Raw genomic sequence first — 15,775 nt, forward strand, 5'->3', positions numbered from 1 at the left:
CTGGTCGGCCCGGACGACGACTGCGCTGGTGGCAGCGGGACTGACCAGCGGGGTGGCCGGGACCGCGCTGTGGCGGGCCGTGGCCCACGCGGTGCTCACAGGGCGCCGCATGCCCTCCGGCGTGCGGGCCGGGTTGTGGCTGGGAGCAGGAGCGGTGGCCGCGAACTGCTCCGGCCTCGCCCGCCCTGGCCGTCCTGGCAGTAGTTCCACCAAACGTTCTGCCGCCGCGGACCAGTCCGCACCATCTGGCGCCGGAACTTATGCGGATACGGCGGACATCGACGCTGGTGAACTCTCCGCGGCACATGTCCCAAGCGCCCAGATGCCTACAAGACTCGGGCAACAGCGCGCAGCGACATAGCTCGGGGCCGAGGGGAACCACCCAACTCGGGCCGAGTTGTCCCGCCGTCTGTGCCAGCATAAGCGCTTATGGCTGAGCTGCTGATTACCGTCGAAGACATCTTCCAGCGCAGATATGGACGCTACCTGCTCGCTGACGCCGATGGTCCGACCATCGACACAGAGGATGCGCGGCTCTTGGGCGGCGAATTATGCTCCACCACTCAGAACCTGATGGTTATCGAGTCCATCGTAAGGCGCGACGACGTGATGGAACTGATGAGGGGCAGGTTCGTCTTCGAGGTCTGGACTGCTGAGCCACCACCCACGCCGAGCGATGTTTGGGATGAGCAGATCGTCGTTCAGTTTCGGGCGACCTCGGGGGTCGTCCATCTCGAGGACGATGACGAAGTGGCGAGTCCGCTTCAGGTCGACTTGGGCACGCGTGCCATGCACTGGCGGGTCAGGTTGTCGGCTCGCGAGGTCGAAATAAATCCCGAAGATGTCGAGTACTTCGAGTTGGGGGCCGAGGAGTACGAGGCCGAAGTCTTTCTCCTGCAGTTTTGGCCTGACCGTCACTAAGAACAGAGAGGCGCTCGCACAACTCGGGACGCCCTACCGTCCCCGCTTGATTCGATGAACTCTGAATTCCGATAATGACTTTTATCGGAAACCAGCTTCGAAGGTCTTGAGGTAGTTCGGACATGCGCGGCGAGGTAGAGCTAGAACCGACCATCGAGGGATATATCGTCCCTCGCCCCATGGACCTCGCCGCCGTGGAGGAGGTCCTCAGCGACGAGGCCGCCGAACTGCTCCAGCAGGCCCGACTGGTGCGCCGCCAACGGCGCGTCCCCGCTGCCGGCCACCACGGCAACGGTCCTCAACTACATCGCCCACCTGACCACTCTCGGCAGGGCTCCGGCGACGGTCGACCGGGCCGTCTCGGCGATCTGTCGATCCATACGCCCGGCCAATCTCGCCATGCGCACCGTCGATCAGCTGATCGCCCTGGTGAAGAACCGGCTCAAACGGAGACAATACGGCCCCGCCCTCGTCACCGGCTTCCTCGCCAAGACCGGTCTAGACTTCCGACCCCCGTAACCCCAGCCATTGAGCCTCTCTAGCAATCTGCGGCGACACCGACAGGGGCCTCCGAGCACGGTGCTAGCCGAATCGCTCAGCCAGCCACCGGATGGGCGCTAAGATCGAGGTTAGCGATACCCCTGTTAGTGAGATATCGCCAAAACTGATTTATGGCTATCCATCAGTTCCTCGTTCAAGCGGACGCCGCTTTCCGCCTCGATCAATGCCAGGCATGCCGCCGTAATGTCCACCTGCGCCTCCTCCTCATTGTCGTAGCCGCTCACAAGCAACTCCGTATAGCGACTCAGGGGACCGAGGCAATCCCTCCAATCAGTGAAGGGGATGTCTACTGGCTCGGGGTGATCGAGGTACCCTTCGGCCTTCCCGTAGCGGGCGTACAAACTGGTGTTTCCTTCGATGTCAAAGGACAGGTACCAGTGCCGGAACCCTTCGCCGGCGAGCCGATCGGTCACCTGTTTGCGGTCATCGCTTGGGTTGGTCCAGTCCAGAGTGACGAGACCAGTACCGACCTGGTACAGGGAAATACCTCCGCTGGGTTGCGACCCTCCGGGACCGTGCACTGCGGCGGAGTCGAATCCAAGGCGACGTACAGCATCCTCAATTGCGAGAAAACCGGCGTCGGGGATCGTCACTGTATATGCGAAGGTGTCAAGACCGAGGCGATCCAAAATGTCATCATAGCGAGCGACGATCTCATCCAGAATGAGTCCACAGGCCTTTCCGGGTAGCCGGGGCCCCAGGATCGCCGCGATGCGATCCTGAGGCATGTTCTCGAATCATACAGCTAGTGTTGCGGATTCTGCCCGGGCACGTATGCTTCTACGTAGAAGTAGTCCAATGTAGTCTTCCTACGATTCCCGTCTACAGCAAGGATGCGTTCCGTGCCGTAGAAGGCGGCGAGCTGCCCCCCGTCTTCGGTATTGCGCACGTACCAGGCGGGCCGGACTGAGCACGCATAGGCGCCAGGGCTGTTGAGTCTTTCAACGGAGACCCAGGTCCCTTGCATGGTGGACTGGAATGGGAACTCGTCGCACGCGTAGACCTTATGGTAACGCTTGTCGCCGAGTACGGCGTCTTTGCGATCGGTAATCGGACAACAGCTTCCTGCACAGGTCGCGACTCTTGGTGTTATTTTTTTCTTCCAGGATTTATTGTTCTGCCGGGAGAGGGACGGGCGCGAGGTGCACTCACCGCCCGTCGCCTCTGCGTGGTGACGTTGTCCGCCACAGCGGTGGCGGCAACCGTCGCCGCAACACATAGCTCGTCCGGACGCGCCCTCGGGCCTGAACCGCAGTGGTCGGTGCCCGTCGACGACATGACCGTCCCGGACAGGACCAGGCGTCTGCAGGTGGGTTCCTGGTGGTTCCTCGGTGGAAAGGACCTGCAGGATCGCTACATCACCGACCTCAAGCGCCTTGACGCGGATCTGAAGGATGCTGCGGCCTCCGGGCACGGCGGCATCGATCCGGCCCGTATCCGCCCCGTGTGCGCCGACATGGGGCAGATCGCCCGCGACGCGAAGCGTTACTTCCCGGCTCCCGACCCCGGGATCCAATCATTCTGGCGGACGTTCACCACCCAGCTGGAGAAAGCCGGCGGGCACTGCCGGCAGAGCCTGGATCACGGCGACACCGGCCTCTTCCATGCGTACATCAACGAAGTCACCGCGGCGGGGCAGGCCCTCACATCGGTCGCGAAGCGGGTCGCCGAGGCGGCACAGGCCGCCCTCTAGGAATCCCTGGGAGCCCTCGAGCCCCGCGAGCAGCGCAATCCGGAGACACCGCCCGCCTCGTCCCGGCACGGAGGGAGAACCGAGATGCGCAGGTCATGGGCAGGCTCCAGCGCTCCTGTTCCAGGCGATCGCTACTGACTGAATCGGCTGCGGGGAAAGGCGGCCCAAGAGGAGAGGGCGAAGCCGTCGCCATCGCGCCGGACCTCGGCGGCTCCGTGCCCCGGCCAGTGGGCCGGGATGACGATCTCGCGCAGTTCGGCGGCGCGCGAGAGATAGGCGCGGCGGGTCGTGGCCGAGAGCTGGAGGTCGTCGCAGAAGCAGCTGTTCCAGCCGGCTTCAAGGACTGGACAGGGCTGTGCAGCATGTCCCCGACGAAGACGGCGCGGTCGGTGCCCGAGCGCAGAGTGAGGACGGACGAACCGGGAGTGTGGCCCGGCGCGGCCTCCAGCAGCAGGTTGCCGTCGATGCGGTGGGCGTCCTCCCACAGCACCGCTTGTCCGGCTCGGTGGACGGGGGCGATGCTGTCGTTGAACACGAGCGTGCTGCCCTCCCAGCGGACGCGCTCGTGCTCGTCGCGCGGAGCCCGGCCGCGGTGGGCGGTGTCCGGGTCGAAGTAGAGGTTGTCGGCGCGGGGGATCAGGTACGTGGCGTTGGGAAAGGTGGGCACCCATTCGCCGTCGCGCGACCGCGGGTTCCAGCCGACGTGGTCGTATCGACGATGCGTGTGACCTGGACGTCGCCGAAGGCGATGCTGTGCGTGGGCATGACAGTCCTCCTGGGACCGCGGTGCGGGTCGGAATACGTGTGCCGGGAACGGCCCGGACATGTCCTAGGTTCGAGGCCATGGAACAGATGACCGAGGCGGAGTGGCGGGAGTTCGCGGCGAGCGGCACCAAGACCGGCAAACTCGCCGTCACCAGGGCGGACGGGCGGCCGCACGTCACCCCGATCTGGTTCGCCCTCGACGGGGACGACGTGGTTTTCACCACCCACGAGAGCAGCGTGAAGGCCCGCGAACTTCGGCGCGAACCACGCGCGACCCTGTGCGTCGACGACCAGCGGCCGCCGTACTCGTACGTGATGCTCGAGGGGGAGGCGACGCTGTCGGACGACCTCGACGAGGTGCGTCACTGGGCGGCGGTGCTCGGCGGCCGTTACATGGGGGAGGACCGGGCCGAGGAGTACGGCCGGCGCAACGGCGTCCCGGGGGAGTTCCTGGTGCGGCTGCGCGTCGGCAAGGTCGTCGCCTTCAAGGACGTCGCTTCCTGAGCCGTCTCGCGCTCGGCCGGGCGACGCCGTGGGCCGCCGGAGACGCGGCGAGGGGCGATTCCTCCCCTCACCGCTCTCACCGCCGACCGGGCTCCCCGCTCGCCGGACGGGCCTATTCGTCCTTCTCGGACGTGTCGCCCTTGCCGGGCTCGGCCATGCGGCGGTGCATGGCGGCCTTGGCCGTGTCCGGGGTGAGCCTGCCCGCCACGCCCTGCACCTTGTTCGCCAACGACCCGGCGACGACCTTGTCATCGCCCTTCATCAGCGCGTCGAAGCCCTGCCGGGCGACCTCGGCCGGGTCGTCCTTCTTGCCCGAGCCCACCCGTGTGTCCTCCATGCCGGCCCGCTCGAAGAACTCGGTGTCCGTCGGGCCCGGCAGGAGCGAGGTGACGGTGACCCCCGAGTCCTTCAGCTCGTTGCGCAGCGCCTCGGAGAACGAGTGGAGGAACGCCTTGCTGGCGGCGTACACGGCCTCGAACGGCCCGGGTGTGAGCGCGGCGACCGACGACGTGAACAGGATCTTCCCCCTGCCGAGGGTGGTCATGGCGGCCACGGCGCGCTTGGCCAGGTGCACGGCGGAGGTGACGTTGAGCTCGATGAGCTTGAGCTCGGCCGCCAGCGAGGTGTCGCGGGCGAAGGCGCCGCCCACCCCGACGCCCGCGTTGATCGCAACGGCGTCCAGCGGGCGGCCGGCCGCGACGGCCGAGGTCCACAGGCGCTCCACCTCGTCGTACCGGGTGAGGTCGGCGCGCACCGGGATGACCTGCCCGCCGTACTCCTTCAGCGACTCGGCCGCGGCGTCGAGCTCCGCGTCCTCCGCCGTGACCACCACGTCGAAGCCGTGCTGGGCGAACTGCCTGGCGAGCTCGTAGCCGATGCCGCTGGAGGCGCCCGTCACGAGCGCCAGCGGACGTTCCGTCGTCGTCATCCGTCCTCCTTCGAATCGTGTCGTCCGCCCGCTCCGCGCGTCGCGCGGACCGTGAGTGCCAGCGTGGCGCCGTACACCACGTGCGCCGCGGCCATGACGGCCGGGCGGCCGCGCGCGGGGTCGCGCGAGGCGGGCGGCAGGATGTTCAGTGCGGGCACCCAGCCCTCGTAGGCGCCGAGCCAGACCAGCAGCGCGTAGCCCACGCCGAGGGGGACGCCGGGCCTTCGCCCGCGGGTGAGCAGCGCGAACGCCGCGCCGCACGCGGCGCCGAAGCCCAGGTGCGCGGCGGCGCCGAGGACGTTCTCCCCGGGTTTCGGCCGGTGCCGGTGGCCCGGCAGGGCCGCCCTCACGATGTGCTTGGGCGGCTGGCCCGGCATCAGGCCGGCCTTCCGCCCGGCGAGCATCACCGCGCTCATCGTTACCGTGGACAGCGCGCCGGCCGCCGCGCCGCGTACGAGTTGGCGAATCAAGGTTCTCCCTTCAGGTGACTGCTACAGGCGCCGGGAGAGCTTCTCGGCGAGTCCCGCGGGATCGGCGACCGTCACGGTCAGGCCGGGATGGCGCAGCAGCCCGAACGGCTCGCCGCCCGGGATCGGCTCGTGGAACCGCACGCACAGCCCTTTGCGGGCGTTGGTGGCGAATGTCAGGCCCCGGTCGGCGAGCGACACGTGGACCCCGATCGCCCGGAACGGGGAGTAGGGGCCGGTCGTCTCGACTCCCGAGACGTTGGCCAGCGGAGTCTCGGTCACCCACGGCCCGAAGCGGACCCGCAGGGTGCCCGGGCCGACCAGGACGCCGGCGGTGTCCGGGCGGATGCCCAGGACGGACAGCAGCGGGGCGAATCGGGGGTCGAAGTCGAACGCGTAGCGCTCCGGTTTGCCCGCGGTGGTGTCGTCGGTCATCGCTAGCCCTCCCGGCGCCTCGGTCCCGGGGCCCGCGGATCGAGCGCTGCGGGCCCCGTCGTCGCGGCGCCGCCCCCGGCTCCCGGCGGGGAGGGCGCCGCAAAGCCGCCATACCCTCACGACCGGGCTCAAACAGGGCGCGGTGTCCCGGCGCCGTCCGCGACTCCTCGCCGCCTGGACCCGGCGATCGACGCGAGCCGGACAGACTTCTGGTTACAGTGGGAGAAGTTCTGACACAACCTTCCTAAGTTTCGCACTTTTTGTCAGTAACTTTTTTTGTTGCGAACGAGACTTTGTCAGATGATTGACAAAGTTTCGAGGCGGGCCGCACACTTCCGGAAGTCATCGCGTTATCCGTCAGACCTTCCCCTCACCTGGGTCGGCGCTCGTGGGGTCGGCGTCCGAGCGCGATGCGCTTTTCGTCCCGACAAGAGGAGTGACATGCGATCCTCGCGCACACGTCCCAGGCTGCGGTCGCGATCCGCTCTGGCCTCGGCCGTACTCGCGGTGCCGGCCCTGGTGCTGGGCTCTCCGGGCCTGGCGGCCGCCGCCGAGTCCGGAGCGGCGCCCGTTCTCGACACGGCCACGCTGTCGCCGGTCGCCGAGCCCAACTACAACGGTGCGACGAACACCGCGTACACCCCGTCGACCACGACCGGGACCAACGGCTGGTTCACCAATGACGAGGTGACGCTGAACCTGTCCGCCACGGACGACGACGCCGTCGCGTCGTTCCGCGTGACGGTGGGGACGGAGGCCACCGTCGAGGTGCCGGCCGTACGGAGCGGCACCCGCGGCACCGCCACCTACGTCGTCAGGGGCGACCGCAACAGCACGGTCCGCTACGTCGCGGTCGACGCCGCCGGCAACGCCTCGGCCGCCAAGACGATCAGCGTACGGATCGACACCAAGCCGCCGGTCGCCGCGTGGCCGGGCGTCTCGGGCGGCAAGGTGCCGCACAGCGCGGCGGCCTCCTCCATCACACCGACGCGGACCGACCCCACCCCCGGATCGGGTGGCGCCGCGGTGCGGGACATGTGGATCGACGGCACGTGGACCTACCCGCTGCCGCTCGACCCGGCCACCCTGTCCGTCGGCGCGCACACGTGGGCGGTCACCCTCGGCGACGCCGCCGGCAACGGCGCCAAGTACACCCTGACCTTCCAGATCACCACTTCGGTCGCGGACCTCCGCGCCCTCGTCCAGCGCTACGTCACCGCCGGCAAGGTCTCGGCGTCGAACGGCGACCGCCTGCTGGCGCTGCTCACCCAGGCCGACGCCGGCGGAGAGGCCGCCGTGACCGCGCTGACGCGTTTCGGCGCGCTGGCCGGCCAGGTCGTGCCCGAGGGCCGCATGCGTGACTCCCTCGTGAAGGACGCCGCCTACCTGGTCGAGGAGCTCCGGGGGGTCAAGCACCCCGACGTGGCCACCGGCGTCACCGTGAGCGCGGCGCCCGGTATGGAGCGTGCCCCGTTCCGGCTCCCGACCGAGTCCGTGCGCAACAAGAAGCCGAAGTTCCGGGTCCTCCTTTTCGGCAACCAGCCGGGCGCCTTCCGGCACGAGCACATCCCGCTCACCATGGCCGTGATCCAGGACATGGGCCGGGCCAACAACTTCGACGTCGACGTGTACGACTACCTCAGCCCCGACGTCTCGGTGCCGAACCCCTTCGAGAGCATCGAGCGCCTGTCGCAGTACGACGTGGTCGTCGGCGTCTCCAGCGTCGGCAACGGCGTGTTCTCCACGGCCCGCCCCACTCAGGCCGACCCGAACGTCAAGGTCGACGAGCAGGCCGTCCTCAAGCAGTACGTCAACAACGGCGGCGGCTTCGTCGCCCTGCACGGCGCCACCGACTCCATGCACGGGTGGGACTGGTACAAGGGCCTGGCCGGCGGCGAGTTCGACAACCACGGCTCCAACGGCAGCGGTCTCCAGAACACCTGCGGGGCCTGCAACATCGGCGAACTGGTGACCGAGGACGGCACCAACCCGGCCACGCGCCAGTTCCCCGAGACGCTGAAGATCGTCGACGAGCTCTACAACTGGGTCGGCCTGCCGCGCCAGAAGACGCACGTCCTGCAGACGCTGAACGAGTCGACGTACGTGGGCAGCATCGGCGCCACCGCGGGCCGCGTGGAGGGCGCCGACCACCCGATCTCGTGGTGCCAGAACTACGACGGCGGGCGCTCGTTCTCCCAGGCGCTGCTGCACAACTGGGCGAACACCCTCGACCCGTTGTTCCAGAAGAACATGCTCGAGGGCATCAAGTGGGCCGCCGGACAGACCGAGGCGAACTGCGTCAGCCACGAGGAACTGCGCAAGCTCGTCGCCGCCGGTGCGGCGGACGGGACCGTCGGCGCCGACCTGGCCGCCCGCCTGAACCAGGCGCTCACCGCGTCGTACGACGCCTACCTGGTGAAGGACTACGCCGAGGCGCTCGCGCAGGCGAAGGCGTTCCGTCAGACGGCCGACTCCGGCCACCTGGGCGGACGTGCCCAGAGCACGCTCCGGGACCGGGCCCACGAGCTCGTCGACTGGATGAAGGCGCTCGACGACAAGAGCGTCCACCTGAGGTTCGTGTCCCAGCCCAAGACGACGGCCGTGCACAACGGTGAGGACGTGGTCTTCTCCGCTACCGCCGAGGGCCGGAACGTCGCCTACCAGTGGCAGGTGAAGTCGCCGGGCTCGCCCGAGTGGACCGACATGACCGGCGAGACGTCCTTCGCGATCGCCGTCACGGCGGCGCCGGAGCTGTCCGGCTCCGAGTACCGGGTCCGCGTGACCGACCCGACCGGCGAGATCGTCTCCCGTTCGGCGTCCCTCAAGGTCAGCGGGCGCTGACCCCCGCTCCGGCGGCCCGGGCGCGCACCGCGCCCGGGCCGCCGGCGCCTCTCGACGAGACCAGGAGTGGATCGATGCGCCAGGCCCTCACCCGGGTCGCACTCGCCGTGGCGTCGCTCGCGTTCTGCGCCGGGTGCGGCGGGGCCACCTCCGCCGCGTCCTCCTCGGCCGCGTCCTCCGCCGTGCCCCCGGCCGCGACCGGCTCCGGGGCGGGCACGGCGGCGTCCCCCGTCACGTGTGACATGCGGCCGCGCACGCCGCCCGGCGAGGCGACCTCCTGGACGCACCCGGCCCAGTCCTTCTACAGCCCCACAGACCAGGACATCCCCACCAGGGCGAGCCTCGATCACCTGCTCGTCAAGGACGACGCCCTGGTGATCGAGTACTCGACGCGGCTGCCCGCCGCATCGGTGCAGGCGCTGCGTGACTGGACCTACCTGCAGACCGCGACCGTGGCCGTGCCGGGGGAGGACTCCCCGGCGGTGCGTGCGGTGATCGCGTCGACCGAGCTGGTCTGCGACGGCGTCGACACGGTGCAACTCTCGGAGCTGGCCGGCAGCAGGACCTTCGGTCAGGTGACCGGACACGGCGAGGCGGGATGACAGGCGCCGGGCCCCGGCCGGGAGGACCGGGGCCCGGAAAGACGCCCGCCGTGCGGCGGCGCGCATCAGTCGGTGCTGATGGCGTCCACGAGGTCGCCCACCGGGCGATCGGGCAGGGCGCGGGCCACGTCGGCCAGCGCGACGATGCCCACCAGCGTGTGACCGTCGACGACGGGCAGGCGGTCATGCGCGCGGCCGGACGGCCGCGGTCGGGAACCCCACGCCACACCCTGTCGGCGACCGTCCTGGGGGACGGCGGGAAACCGAGAGCGATCATCCCGAGGCCCGGGAGACCGGCGTCCACCAGCACTGACGTAGGTGCGGTGGTCCGCATGGGAAGGGCGCCCATGACGCCTCCGGGGGAGTGGGGGACCCCCGCCGCCTATCCCCGAAGGCGCGGCATACACGACTGCCCCGAATCACACGCGAAGTGAAATGCTTTGTACGCTTGCGCGTCATGAGCGTGATGGTGCGTAACAACGTGCGAATCACCGGCCGGCCGGACGGCCGCCCGATGGTCTTCGCCCACGGCTTCGGGTGTGACCAGAACATGTGGCGCCTCGTCGCTCCCGCCTTCGAGGACGAGTACAGGATCGTCCTGTTCGACTACGTGGGGTCCGGTGACTCCGACCTGTCGGCCTACTCGCCCGAGCGTTACTCGTCTCTGCAGGGGTACGCGCAGGACGTGCTGGACATCTGCGCCGAGCTCGGCCTGAGCGACGCCGTCTTCGTCGGCCACTCGGTGAGCGCGATGATCGGCGCGCTGGCGGCCATCAGGGAGCCGGCGCGGTTCGGGGCGCTGGTGATGGTCGGGCCCTCACCCCGCTACATCGACGACGAGAGCTACGTCGGCGGTTTCAGCGTGGCCGACATCGAGGAGCTGCTGGAGTCGCTCGACAGCAACTACCTCGGCTGGTCCAGCGCCATGGCACCGGTCATCATGGGCAACCCGGACCGCCCCGAGCTGGGGACCGAGCTGACCAACAGCTTCTGCCGTACCGACCCGGAGATCGCCAAGCGGTTCGCCACCGTCACGTTCATGTCGGACAACCGCGCCGACCTGTCCCGCGTGCCGGGGCGCTGCCTGATCCTGCAGTGCTCCGACGACGTGATCGCCCCCGTGGAGGTGGGCAAGTACGTCCACGAGAACATCCCCGGCAGCGAGCTGGTGCTGATGCGGGCGACCGGGCACTGCCCCAACCTGAGCGCGCCCGAGGAGACCATCGCCGCGATCAAGGCGTTCCTCTAGGTGAGCCTCGCCGAGGGGGATTTCGAGGAGCTCTACGAGCACGCGCCCTGCGGTCACCTGTCCACGCTGCCCGACGGGACGATCATCCGGGTCAACCGGACGCTGCTGGAGCTCACCGGATACGACCCCGGCGAGCTCACCGGCGGCATGCGGATCCAGAACCTGCTGGCGGTCGGCGACCGCATCTTCTATGAGACCCACTTCGCCCCGCTGCTCGCGATGCAGTCGGTCGTCCGCGAGATCGCGGTCGACGTGCGCCGCGCCGACGGCACCCGGCTGCCGGTGCTGCTCAACGCGGTCATGCGGGACGATCCGAGGGTCATCCGCTTCTGCGTCTTCGCCGCGACCGACCGGCGGGAGTACGAGCGCGAGCTGCTGCGTGCCCGCCAGCGCGCCGAGCGGTCGGAGGCGGAGGCGCGCGAGCTCGCCCGCACTCTGCAGCGCAGCTTCATCCCCCCGGCCCTGCCGCGGATCCCGGGCCTGCAGGTCGCCGGCGCGTTCCGGCCTGCCGGGGACGGCGACCTGGTGGGCGGCGACTTCTACGACATGTACGAGACCGACGCCGGCTGGGCGCTCGCCCTCGGCGACGTGTGCGGCAAGGGGGTGGAGGCCGCCGTCGTCACGAGCCTCGCCCGCTACACGCTGCGGGCCGCGCCGATCCGTGAGCCGAGCCCTTCCGCGGTCCTGTCCGCGCTCAACCGGACCCTGTTGCACGAGCGGGCGGGCCGGTTCGTGACAGCCGTGTACGGCCAGCTCGTGCCCGCCGATCACCACTTCCGGCTCACGCTCTCCCTGGCCGGTCACCCGCCCCCGCTGCGGGCCAGGGGGGACGCGGTCGGCGAGATCGGGAGACCGGGCAACGTCCTCGGCCTGCTGCCCAAGGTCAGGCTGACCGACGTCGAGGTCGAACTCGCGCCGGGCGACGCGGTCCTCTTCTACACCGACGGCGTCATCGAGGCGCGCGGCGGCGAGGGGCTGTACGGCGAGGCGCGGCTGCGGCGCCTGCTGTCCGCCTCCCGCGGCATGGAGGCGGACGAAATCGCCGACGCCGTCGTCAACGAGGTCGTCGCCTTCCAGTCCGGGCTGCCCCGTGACGACATCGCCGTCGTCGTGCTGAAGATCCCCGGCTGATCGCGCCGCCGTCGCGGCCCCGCCCCGTGAGGGCCGTGTCCCCCCGCCCGCCGCGGCGACTCGCGGTGAAACGGGGGACGGCGACTGGTGATTTCCCCGATGCCGTGACCCGAACCGATCGCGAGACTCCTGTCATCCCCCACGGCAAGGAGATCTCATGCGTAGGATCGTCGGCCCCCTCCTCGGCATCCTGGCCCTGCTCGGCTTCCTCGCTCCCGCCGTCCCCGCCCAGGCGGCGACCCACAACCCCGTCGTCTTCGTGCACGGCTACACGGGCAACAGCACCAACTTCGCCGCCCTCCAGGCGTACCTCGTGGCGAACGGCTGGCAGAGCAACCGGCTGTACGGCTACAACTACAACTGGGCAGGGTCCAACATCATCAGCGCCCAGGGCCTGGCCGCCCTCGTCAACCAGATCAAGGCCGGCACGGGCGCGTCCAAGGTCGACATCGTCAACCACTCGATGGGCGGCCTGGTGACGCGGTATTACCTGCAGAAGCTCGGCGGAGCGGCCAACGTCGACCACGTCGCCTCACTGGCCGGCGCCAACCACGGCACGACCTACGCCAGTGCCTGCACCGTCTACGTCTCGTGCATCGAGATGCTGCCCGGCTCGGCGTACATCATCTCGCTGAGCGGTGACGAGACGCCGGGATCGGCGAAGTACGGCACCTGGGTGTCGCCCTGCGACGGCATCATCATCCCCTACACCAGCACCCGGCTGTCCGGCGCGGACAACCACACCCTCGCCTGCGTCGACCACCTGTCGATCCTGAGCAATGTTCAGGCGATGTCCGGCATCCGCGACCTGTTCAACAGCTGACCCCCTCCTTCCCGGCCGGGCGGCCCCGTGGCCGCCCGGCCGCGCCATGATGGCGGGATGACGACACCGGGAACACGGGTCCGGGACGCGCGGGCCGCGGCGGCACGCTGGGTCGCCCGCCATGCCGCGGCCGCCCCGAACTTCGCGGGGGCCTTCCTGACCGGCTCGACGGCCTGGGCGGACCCCGACGCGGTGCTGCCGCCCACCTCCGACGTCGACGTGTCGGTCGTGGTCACCGACCCCGTCGCGCCGCCCAAGCTCGGCAAGATCCCGTGGGAGGGCGTGCTCGTCGAGGTCACGTACCTGTCCTGGGACCGGCTCACCTCCGCACGCGACGTGCTGGCCTCCTGCCACCTGGCCGGCGCCTTCCGCGCCGGCGACCCCGGCACCCTGATCGCCGACCCCACCGGGCGGCTGGCCCGGCTCCGTGCCGCCGTGGCGGCGGGCTTCGCCGATCGGCGCTGGGTCCGCCTGCGGTGCGAGGACGCCGAGCGCCGCATCACCGGCGGGCTCGCGGGGCTCGACGCCCGCCGGCCGTTCCACGATCAGGTCACGGCCTGGCTGTTCCCGGCCGGCATCACGACCCACGTGCTTCTCACCGCCGGGTTGCGCAACCCCACCGTACGGCTGCGCTACCCGGCCGTCCGCGAACTCCTGCGGGCGTACGGCCGGATGGACGTCTACGAGGAACTGCTCGGCCTGCTCGGCTGCGCGCACCTGACCCCCGAGCGGGTCGCCGTCCACATCACGACGATGACGAGGGCGTTCGACGCGGCGGCGGCCACGGCCCGCACGCCCTTCCCCTTCTCGGCCGACATCACCGAGGCGGCGCGGCCGGTGGCGGTCGACGGCAGCCGCGACCTCGTCGCGCGGGGACTGCACCGCGAGGCCGTCTTCTGGATCGCCGCGACGTACGCCCGGTGCCTGAAGATCCTCGCCGCGGACGCGCCGGGGGAGAACGGCCACCTCGGCGGGTTCGCGGACCTGGCGGCCGACCTAAGCGCCGGGTCGCCGGACGACCTGCGGCGCAGGGCGAGCGAGGTGAGCGCCTACCTGCCCCGCCTGCGTGCGGTCGCCGAGGAGATCATCGCGGCGAACCCTGCCGTCCACCGCGAGATCCGGGACGGGTCATGACGGGCTCGGCGAGACGGCCGGCGAGGAACCGGGCGACGGACTGAGCGGCGGGCTGGGCGGCGGACTGGGCGACGGACTGGCCGGTGGGCTGGGTGACGGAGTGGGTGACGCGCCGGGCCAGGGGGAGTAGGTGCTCCTCCACTGCGCGGGCGGCAGGATCGGGACGTCGATCCGCACCGTCCCCGCGTTCTGGAACCGCAACGTCACGGGGATCGTGCCGCCGCTGCCCAGCGGGCGGGTGAGGCCGGCGAGCTGCACCTGAGGGACGGGCGTCCCGCCGACGTACTTCCCGCCGGGGATCTCCAGGCCGCCGGCGGGCAGGCGGGCCCCCCGGAACAGGCCCCCGGTGTCCACCGACACCAGGCGGTCGGTGCGGCCGCTCTCGTTGAGCAGCATCATGTACATCGGCATGTCGGTCCCCGGCGGGGCGGGCTGCTGCGAGCCGATGATGAAGGCGTTGCGGAGCAGCAGACCGGGCAGGTTCACGTTCGCCCCGTCGTTCTGGGGCATCGTCTGGGTGTAGTAGTCCTGCTTGATGTCGCCGCAGGCCGTGACGGCCGCGGTCGCGATGCATAGAGCCGCCAGGATCCTGCGCATGTCGACCTCGGCTCGCTCGGATGGCGTCTTTCGGGCTCGGTACCCCCTCTGGCAGTGGCCTACCGCCCGGAAATAATGCGAGGCTTCGGACACGGAGGAATTGCCGAGAAAGCGGAGGAAACGCATGCAGTCGATCTCCCCGGAGAAGGCCCCGGAGAAGGCAGGGTTCGCGCCGGACCTGTCCCACCGCCTGGAGGCCCTCGTACGGCGGGGCGGGGCGCCGGCTCTGCACGGCGTCGTGGTGGCCCGGCACGGCCATGTCGTCCTCGAGTGGTACGGCGGCGGCGACGACCACGCGCTGAACACCCCGCTCGGCCACGTGGACTTCGGGCCGGGCACGCTGCACGACGTGCGCTCGGTCACCAAGAGCGTGGTTGCGCTGCTGTACGGCCTGGCGCTGGAGTCCGGCCTGGTGCCGGAGCCCGGCGAGCCGATCCTGACCGCCTTCCCCGAGTACGCCGACCTGGCGGCGGATCCCCGCCTGGCCGGGCTGACGATCGGGCACGCGCTGACGATGACGTTGGGCCTGGAATGGGACGAAAGCGCGCCCTACACCAGCCCGGCGAACAGCGAGATCGCGATGGAGATGGCGCCGGACCGCTGCCGCTACGTGCTGGAGTGCCCGTTCGTGGAGGAGCCGGGCGAGCGGTGGCGCTACAGCGGCGGCGCCGCGGCCCTCGTCGGCGCCATCGTGGAGAGGGGCACCGGCCTCCGCCTTGAGGAGTTCGCCCGCACCGCGCTGTTCGAGCCGCTCGGCGTGGGGGCCTTCGAATGGCTGGCCGGTTCGGACGGGAGGGCCCTGGCCGCCTCCGGCCTGCGCCTGACGCCGCGCGGTCTCGCCCGGATCGGGCAGGCGGTGCTCGACCGGACAGTCGCCCCCGGCTGGACAGAGGAGATGCTGCGCCCGCGTGTGCCCGCCTGGGAGGGCGTCTCCTACGGGTACCTGTGGTACGCGGGGCCGGACGGGCGGGCGTCGGCCATGGGCAACGGCGGCCAGCGGCTGTTCCTGCTGCCCGATCTCGATCTCGTCGTGGCCGTCACCGCCGGCGACTACAACGGGCCGGGCCAGGACACCGCGCCGAGAGCGGTCCTGGAGGACGTGGTCCTGCCTGCGATCCTGTGAG

General features: G+C 70.0%; 19 protein-coding genes. 10 read left to right on the forward strand and 9 right to left on the reverse strand.

Going from position 1 to position 15,775, the window contains the following annotated elements:
• Nucleotides 1–429: 429 nt before the first annotated feature.
• Nucleotides 430–921 (forward strand): hypothetical protein, encoded by a 492-nt coding sequence (locus ACQPZZ_RS15870; RefSeq protein ID WP_432932775.1) that lies wholly within the window; start codon nucleotides 430–432, stop codon nucleotides 919–921.
• A gap of 140 nt (nucleotides 922–1,061) precedes the next feature.
• On the opposite strand, the gene ACQPZZ_RS15875 is transcribed toward ACQPZZ_RS15870, so the two are convergent.
• From ACQPZZ_RS15875 to ACQPZZ_RS15885, 3 genes are all read right to left on the reverse strand, one after another.
• Complete coding sequence (locus ACQPZZ_RS15875; RefSeq protein WP_432932777.1) at nucleotides 1,062–1,223, reverse strand: hypothetical protein; 162 nt, start codon at nucleotides 1,221–1,223, stop codon at nucleotides 1,062–1,064.
• A 342-nt stretch (nucleotides 1,224–1,565) separates the two neighbouring features.
• The gene (locus ACQPZZ_RS15880) at nucleotides 1,566–2,210 is read right to left on the reverse strand and encodes a hypothetical protein (protein WP_432932779.1); all 645 of its coding nucleotides are present in this window, start codon (nucleotides 2,208–2,210) and stop codon (nucleotides 1,566–1,568) included.
• A gap of 17 nt (nucleotides 2,211–2,227) precedes the next feature.
• The gene (locus ACQPZZ_RS15885; RefSeq protein ID WP_432932781.1) at nucleotides 2,228–2,701 is read right to left on the reverse strand and encodes a NucA/NucB deoxyribonuclease domain-containing protein; all 474 of its coding nucleotides are present in this window, start codon (nucleotides 2,699–2,701) and stop codon (nucleotides 2,228–2,230) included.
• Between ACQPZZ_RS15885 and ACQPZZ_RS15890 the strand changes: the two genes are divergently transcribed.
• On the forward strand, nucleotides 2,654–3,175 hold the full coding sequence (locus ACQPZZ_RS15890; protein WP_432934715.1) for a hypothetical protein: 522 nt from the start codon (nucleotides 2,654–2,656) through the stop codon (nucleotides 3,173–3,175). The genes ACQPZZ_RS15885 and ACQPZZ_RS15890 overlap by 48 nt on opposite strands.
• Here ACQPZZ_RS15890 and ACQPZZ_RS15895 read toward each other — a convergent pair.
• Nucleotides 3,126–4,001, reverse strand: a complete 876-nt coding sequence (locus ACQPZZ_RS15895; protein WP_432932783.1) for an MBL fold metallo-hydrolase — start codon at nucleotides 3,999–4,001, stop codon at nucleotides 3,126–3,128. The two genes, ACQPZZ_RS15890 and ACQPZZ_RS15895, sit on opposite strands and share 50 nt — an antisense overlap.
• 17 nt (nucleotides 4,002–4,018) lie before the next feature.
• Here ACQPZZ_RS15895 and ACQPZZ_RS15900 point away from each other — a divergent pair, with 17 nt between their 5' ends.
• Nucleotides 4,019–4,444 carry a PPOX class F420-dependent oxidoreductase gene (locus ACQPZZ_RS15900; RefSeq protein ID WP_432932785.1) on the forward strand — a complete coding sequence of 142 codons (426 nt, stop codon included), beginning with the start codon at nucleotides 4,019–4,021 and terminating at the stop codon, nucleotides 4,442–4,444.
• Nucleotides 4,445–4,556: 112 nt separating this feature from the next.
• Here ACQPZZ_RS15900 and ACQPZZ_RS15905 read toward each other — a convergent pair whose 3' ends face one another.
• Genes ACQPZZ_RS15905 through ACQPZZ_RS15915 form a run of 3 tightly spaced genes read right to left on the reverse strand, consistent with a single transcriptional unit; the run spans nucleotide 4,557 to nucleotide 6,274 of the window.
• Nucleotides 4,557–5,372, reverse strand: coding sequence for an SDR family NAD(P)-dependent oxidoreductase (locus tag ACQPZZ_RS15905; RefSeq protein ID WP_432932787.1), 816 nt, complete (start codon nucleotides 5,370–5,372; stop codon nucleotides 4,557–4,559).
• Complete coding sequence (locus ACQPZZ_RS15910) at nucleotides 5,369–5,842, reverse strand: DUF6789 family protein (RefSeq protein ID WP_432932789.1); 474 nt, start codon at nucleotides 5,840–5,842, stop codon at nucleotides 5,369–5,371. The genes ACQPZZ_RS15905 and ACQPZZ_RS15910 overlap by 4 nt, the downstream gene beginning before the upstream one ends.
• Before the next feature lie 21 nt (nucleotides 5,843–5,863).
• Nucleotides 5,864–6,274, reverse strand: coding sequence for a hypothetical protein (locus ACQPZZ_RS15915; protein WP_363636418.1), 411 nt, complete (start codon nucleotides 6,272–6,274; stop codon nucleotides 5,864–5,866).
• Between the two features lie 441 nt (nucleotides 6,275–6,715).
• Between ACQPZZ_RS15915 and ACQPZZ_RS15920 the strand changes: the two genes are divergently transcribed.
• Together ACQPZZ_RS15920 and ACQPZZ_RS15925 are read left to right on the forward strand one after the other, a co-directional pair.
• A complete protein-coding gene (locus ACQPZZ_RS15920; RefSeq protein ID WP_432932791.1) occupies nucleotides 6,716–9,115 on the forward strand; it encodes a ThuA domain-containing protein in 2,400 nt (799 codons plus the stop codon).
• Nucleotides 9,116–9,189: 74 nt separating this feature from the next.
• Nucleotides 9,190–9,717, forward strand: a complete 528-nt coding sequence (locus ACQPZZ_RS15925; RefSeq protein ID WP_432932793.1) for a hypothetical protein — start codon at nucleotides 9,190–9,192, stop codon at nucleotides 9,715–9,717.
• A gap of 65 nt (nucleotides 9,718–9,782) precedes the next feature.
• Here the strand turns inward: ACQPZZ_RS15925 and ACQPZZ_RS15930 are convergent, their stop codons facing one another.
• Nucleotides 9,783–9,944: a CBS domain-containing protein gene (locus ACQPZZ_RS15930; protein ID WP_432932795.1), complete on the reverse strand. Its 162-nt coding sequence runs from the start codon at nucleotides 9,942–9,944 to the stop codon at nucleotides 9,783–9,785.
• A 230-nt stretch (nucleotides 9,945–10,174) separates the two neighbouring features.
• On the opposite strand from ACQPZZ_RS15930, the gene ACQPZZ_RS15935 reads away from it, so the two are divergent.
• From ACQPZZ_RS15935 to ACQPZZ_RS15950, 4 genes are all read left to right on the forward strand, one after another.
• Nucleotides 10,175–10,966, forward strand: coding sequence for an alpha/beta fold hydrolase (locus tag ACQPZZ_RS15935; protein ID WP_432932797.1), 792 nt, complete (start codon nucleotides 10,175–10,177; stop codon nucleotides 10,964–10,966).
• Nucleotides 10,967–12,097: a PP2C family protein-serine/threonine phosphatase gene (locus tag ACQPZZ_RS15940; protein WP_432932799.1), complete on the forward strand. Its 1,131-nt coding sequence runs from the start codon at nucleotides 10,967–10,969 to the stop codon at nucleotides 12,095–12,097. It begins immediately after the preceding gene.
• A 157-nt stretch (nucleotides 12,098–12,254) separates the two neighbouring features.
• Nucleotides 12,255–12,920: an esterase/lipase family protein gene (locus ACQPZZ_RS15945; protein ID WP_363636404.1), complete on the forward strand. Its 666-nt coding sequence runs from the start codon at nucleotides 12,255–12,257 to the stop codon at nucleotides 12,918–12,920.
• Between the two features lie 57 nt (nucleotides 12,921–12,977).
• Nucleotides 12,978–14,054 carry a hypothetical protein gene (locus tag ACQPZZ_RS15950; RefSeq protein ID WP_432932801.1) on the forward strand — a complete coding sequence of 359 codons (1,077 nt, stop codon included), beginning with the start codon at nucleotides 12,978–12,980 and terminating at the stop codon, nucleotides 14,052–14,054.
• Here ACQPZZ_RS15950 and ACQPZZ_RS15955 read toward each other — a convergent pair.
• A complete protein-coding gene (locus tag ACQPZZ_RS15955) occupies nucleotides 14,049–14,651 on the reverse strand; it encodes a copper chaperone PCu(A)C (RefSeq protein WP_432932803.1) in 603 nt (200 codons plus the stop codon). The genes ACQPZZ_RS15950 and ACQPZZ_RS15955 overlap by 6 nt on opposite strands.
• Before the next feature lie 124 nt (nucleotides 14,652–14,775).
• Between ACQPZZ_RS15955 and ACQPZZ_RS15960 the strand changes: the two genes are divergently transcribed.
• Nucleotides 14,776–15,774, forward strand: coding sequence for a serine hydrolase domain-containing protein (locus ACQPZZ_RS15960; protein WP_432932805.1), 999 nt, complete (start codon nucleotides 14,776–14,778; stop codon nucleotides 15,772–15,774).
• The last annotated feature ends 1 nt before the right edge of the window (nucleotide 15,775 follow it).

Source organism: Microbispora sp. CA-135349, assembly GCF_050947365.1.
In the GTDB taxonomy this organism is placed as follows: domain Bacteria; phylum Actinomycetota; class Actinomycetes; order Streptosporangiales; family Streptosporangiaceae; genus Microbispora.

Excerpts from the sequence above, each read along its gene's own strand:
- ACQPZZ_RS15880 (WP_432932779.1), bottom strand. The coding sequence starts at position 2,210 with ATGCCTCAGGATCGCATCGCGGCGATCCTGGGGCCCCGGCTACCCGGA.
- ACQPZZ_RS15920 (WP_432932791.1), top strand. The coding sequence starts at position 6,716 with ATGCGATCCTCGCGCACACGTCCCAGGCTGCGGTCGCGATCCGCTCTG.
- ACQPZZ_RS15895 (WP_432932783.1), bottom strand. The coding sequence starts at position 4,001 with ATGTCCGGGCCGTTCCCGGCACACGTATTCCGACCCGCACCGCGGTCC.
- ACQPZZ_RS15960 (WP_432932805.1), top strand. The coding sequence starts at position 14,776 with ATGCAGTCGATCTCCCCGGAGAAGGCCCCGGAGAAGGCAGGGTTCGCG.
- ACQPZZ_RS15935 (WP_432932797.1), top strand. The coding sequence starts at position 10,175 with ATGAGCGTGATGGTGCGTAACAACGTGCGAATCACCGGCCGGCCGGAC.
- ACQPZZ_RS15925 (WP_432932793.1), top strand. The coding sequence starts at position 9,190 with ATGCGCCAGGCCCTCACCCGGGTCGCACTCGCCGTGGCGTCGCTCGCG.
- ACQPZZ_RS15905 (WP_432932787.1), bottom strand. The coding sequence starts at position 5,372 with ATGACGACGACGGAACGTCCGCTGGCGCTCGTGACGGGCGCCTCCAGC.
- ACQPZZ_RS15915 (WP_363636418.1), bottom strand. The coding sequence starts at position 6,274 with ATGACCGACGACACCACCGCGGGCAAACCGGAGCGCTACGCGTTCGAC.
- ACQPZZ_RS15945 (WP_363636404.1), top strand. The coding sequence starts at position 12,255 with ATGCGTAGGATCGTCGGCCCCCTCCTCGGCATCCTGGCCCTGCTCGGC.
- ACQPZZ_RS15900 (WP_432932785.1), top strand. The coding sequence starts at position 4,019 with ATGGAACAGATGACCGAGGCGGAGTGGCGGGAGTTCGCGGCGAGCGGC.
- ACQPZZ_RS15955 (WP_432932803.1), bottom strand. The coding sequence starts at position 14,651 with ATGCGCAGGATCCTGGCGGCTCTATGCATCGCGACCGCGGCCGTCACG.
- ACQPZZ_RS15885 (WP_432932781.1), bottom strand. The coding sequence starts at position 2,701 with ATGTGTTGCGGCGACGGTTGCCGCCACCGCTGTGGCGGACAACGTCAC.
- ACQPZZ_RS15950 (WP_432932801.1), top strand. The coding sequence starts at position 12,978 with ATGACGACACCGGGAACACGGGTCCGGGACGCGCGGGCCGCGGCGGCA.
- ACQPZZ_RS15870 (WP_432932775.1), top strand. The coding sequence starts at position 430 with ATGGCTGAGCTGCTGATTACCGTCGAAGACATCTTCCAGCGCAGATAT.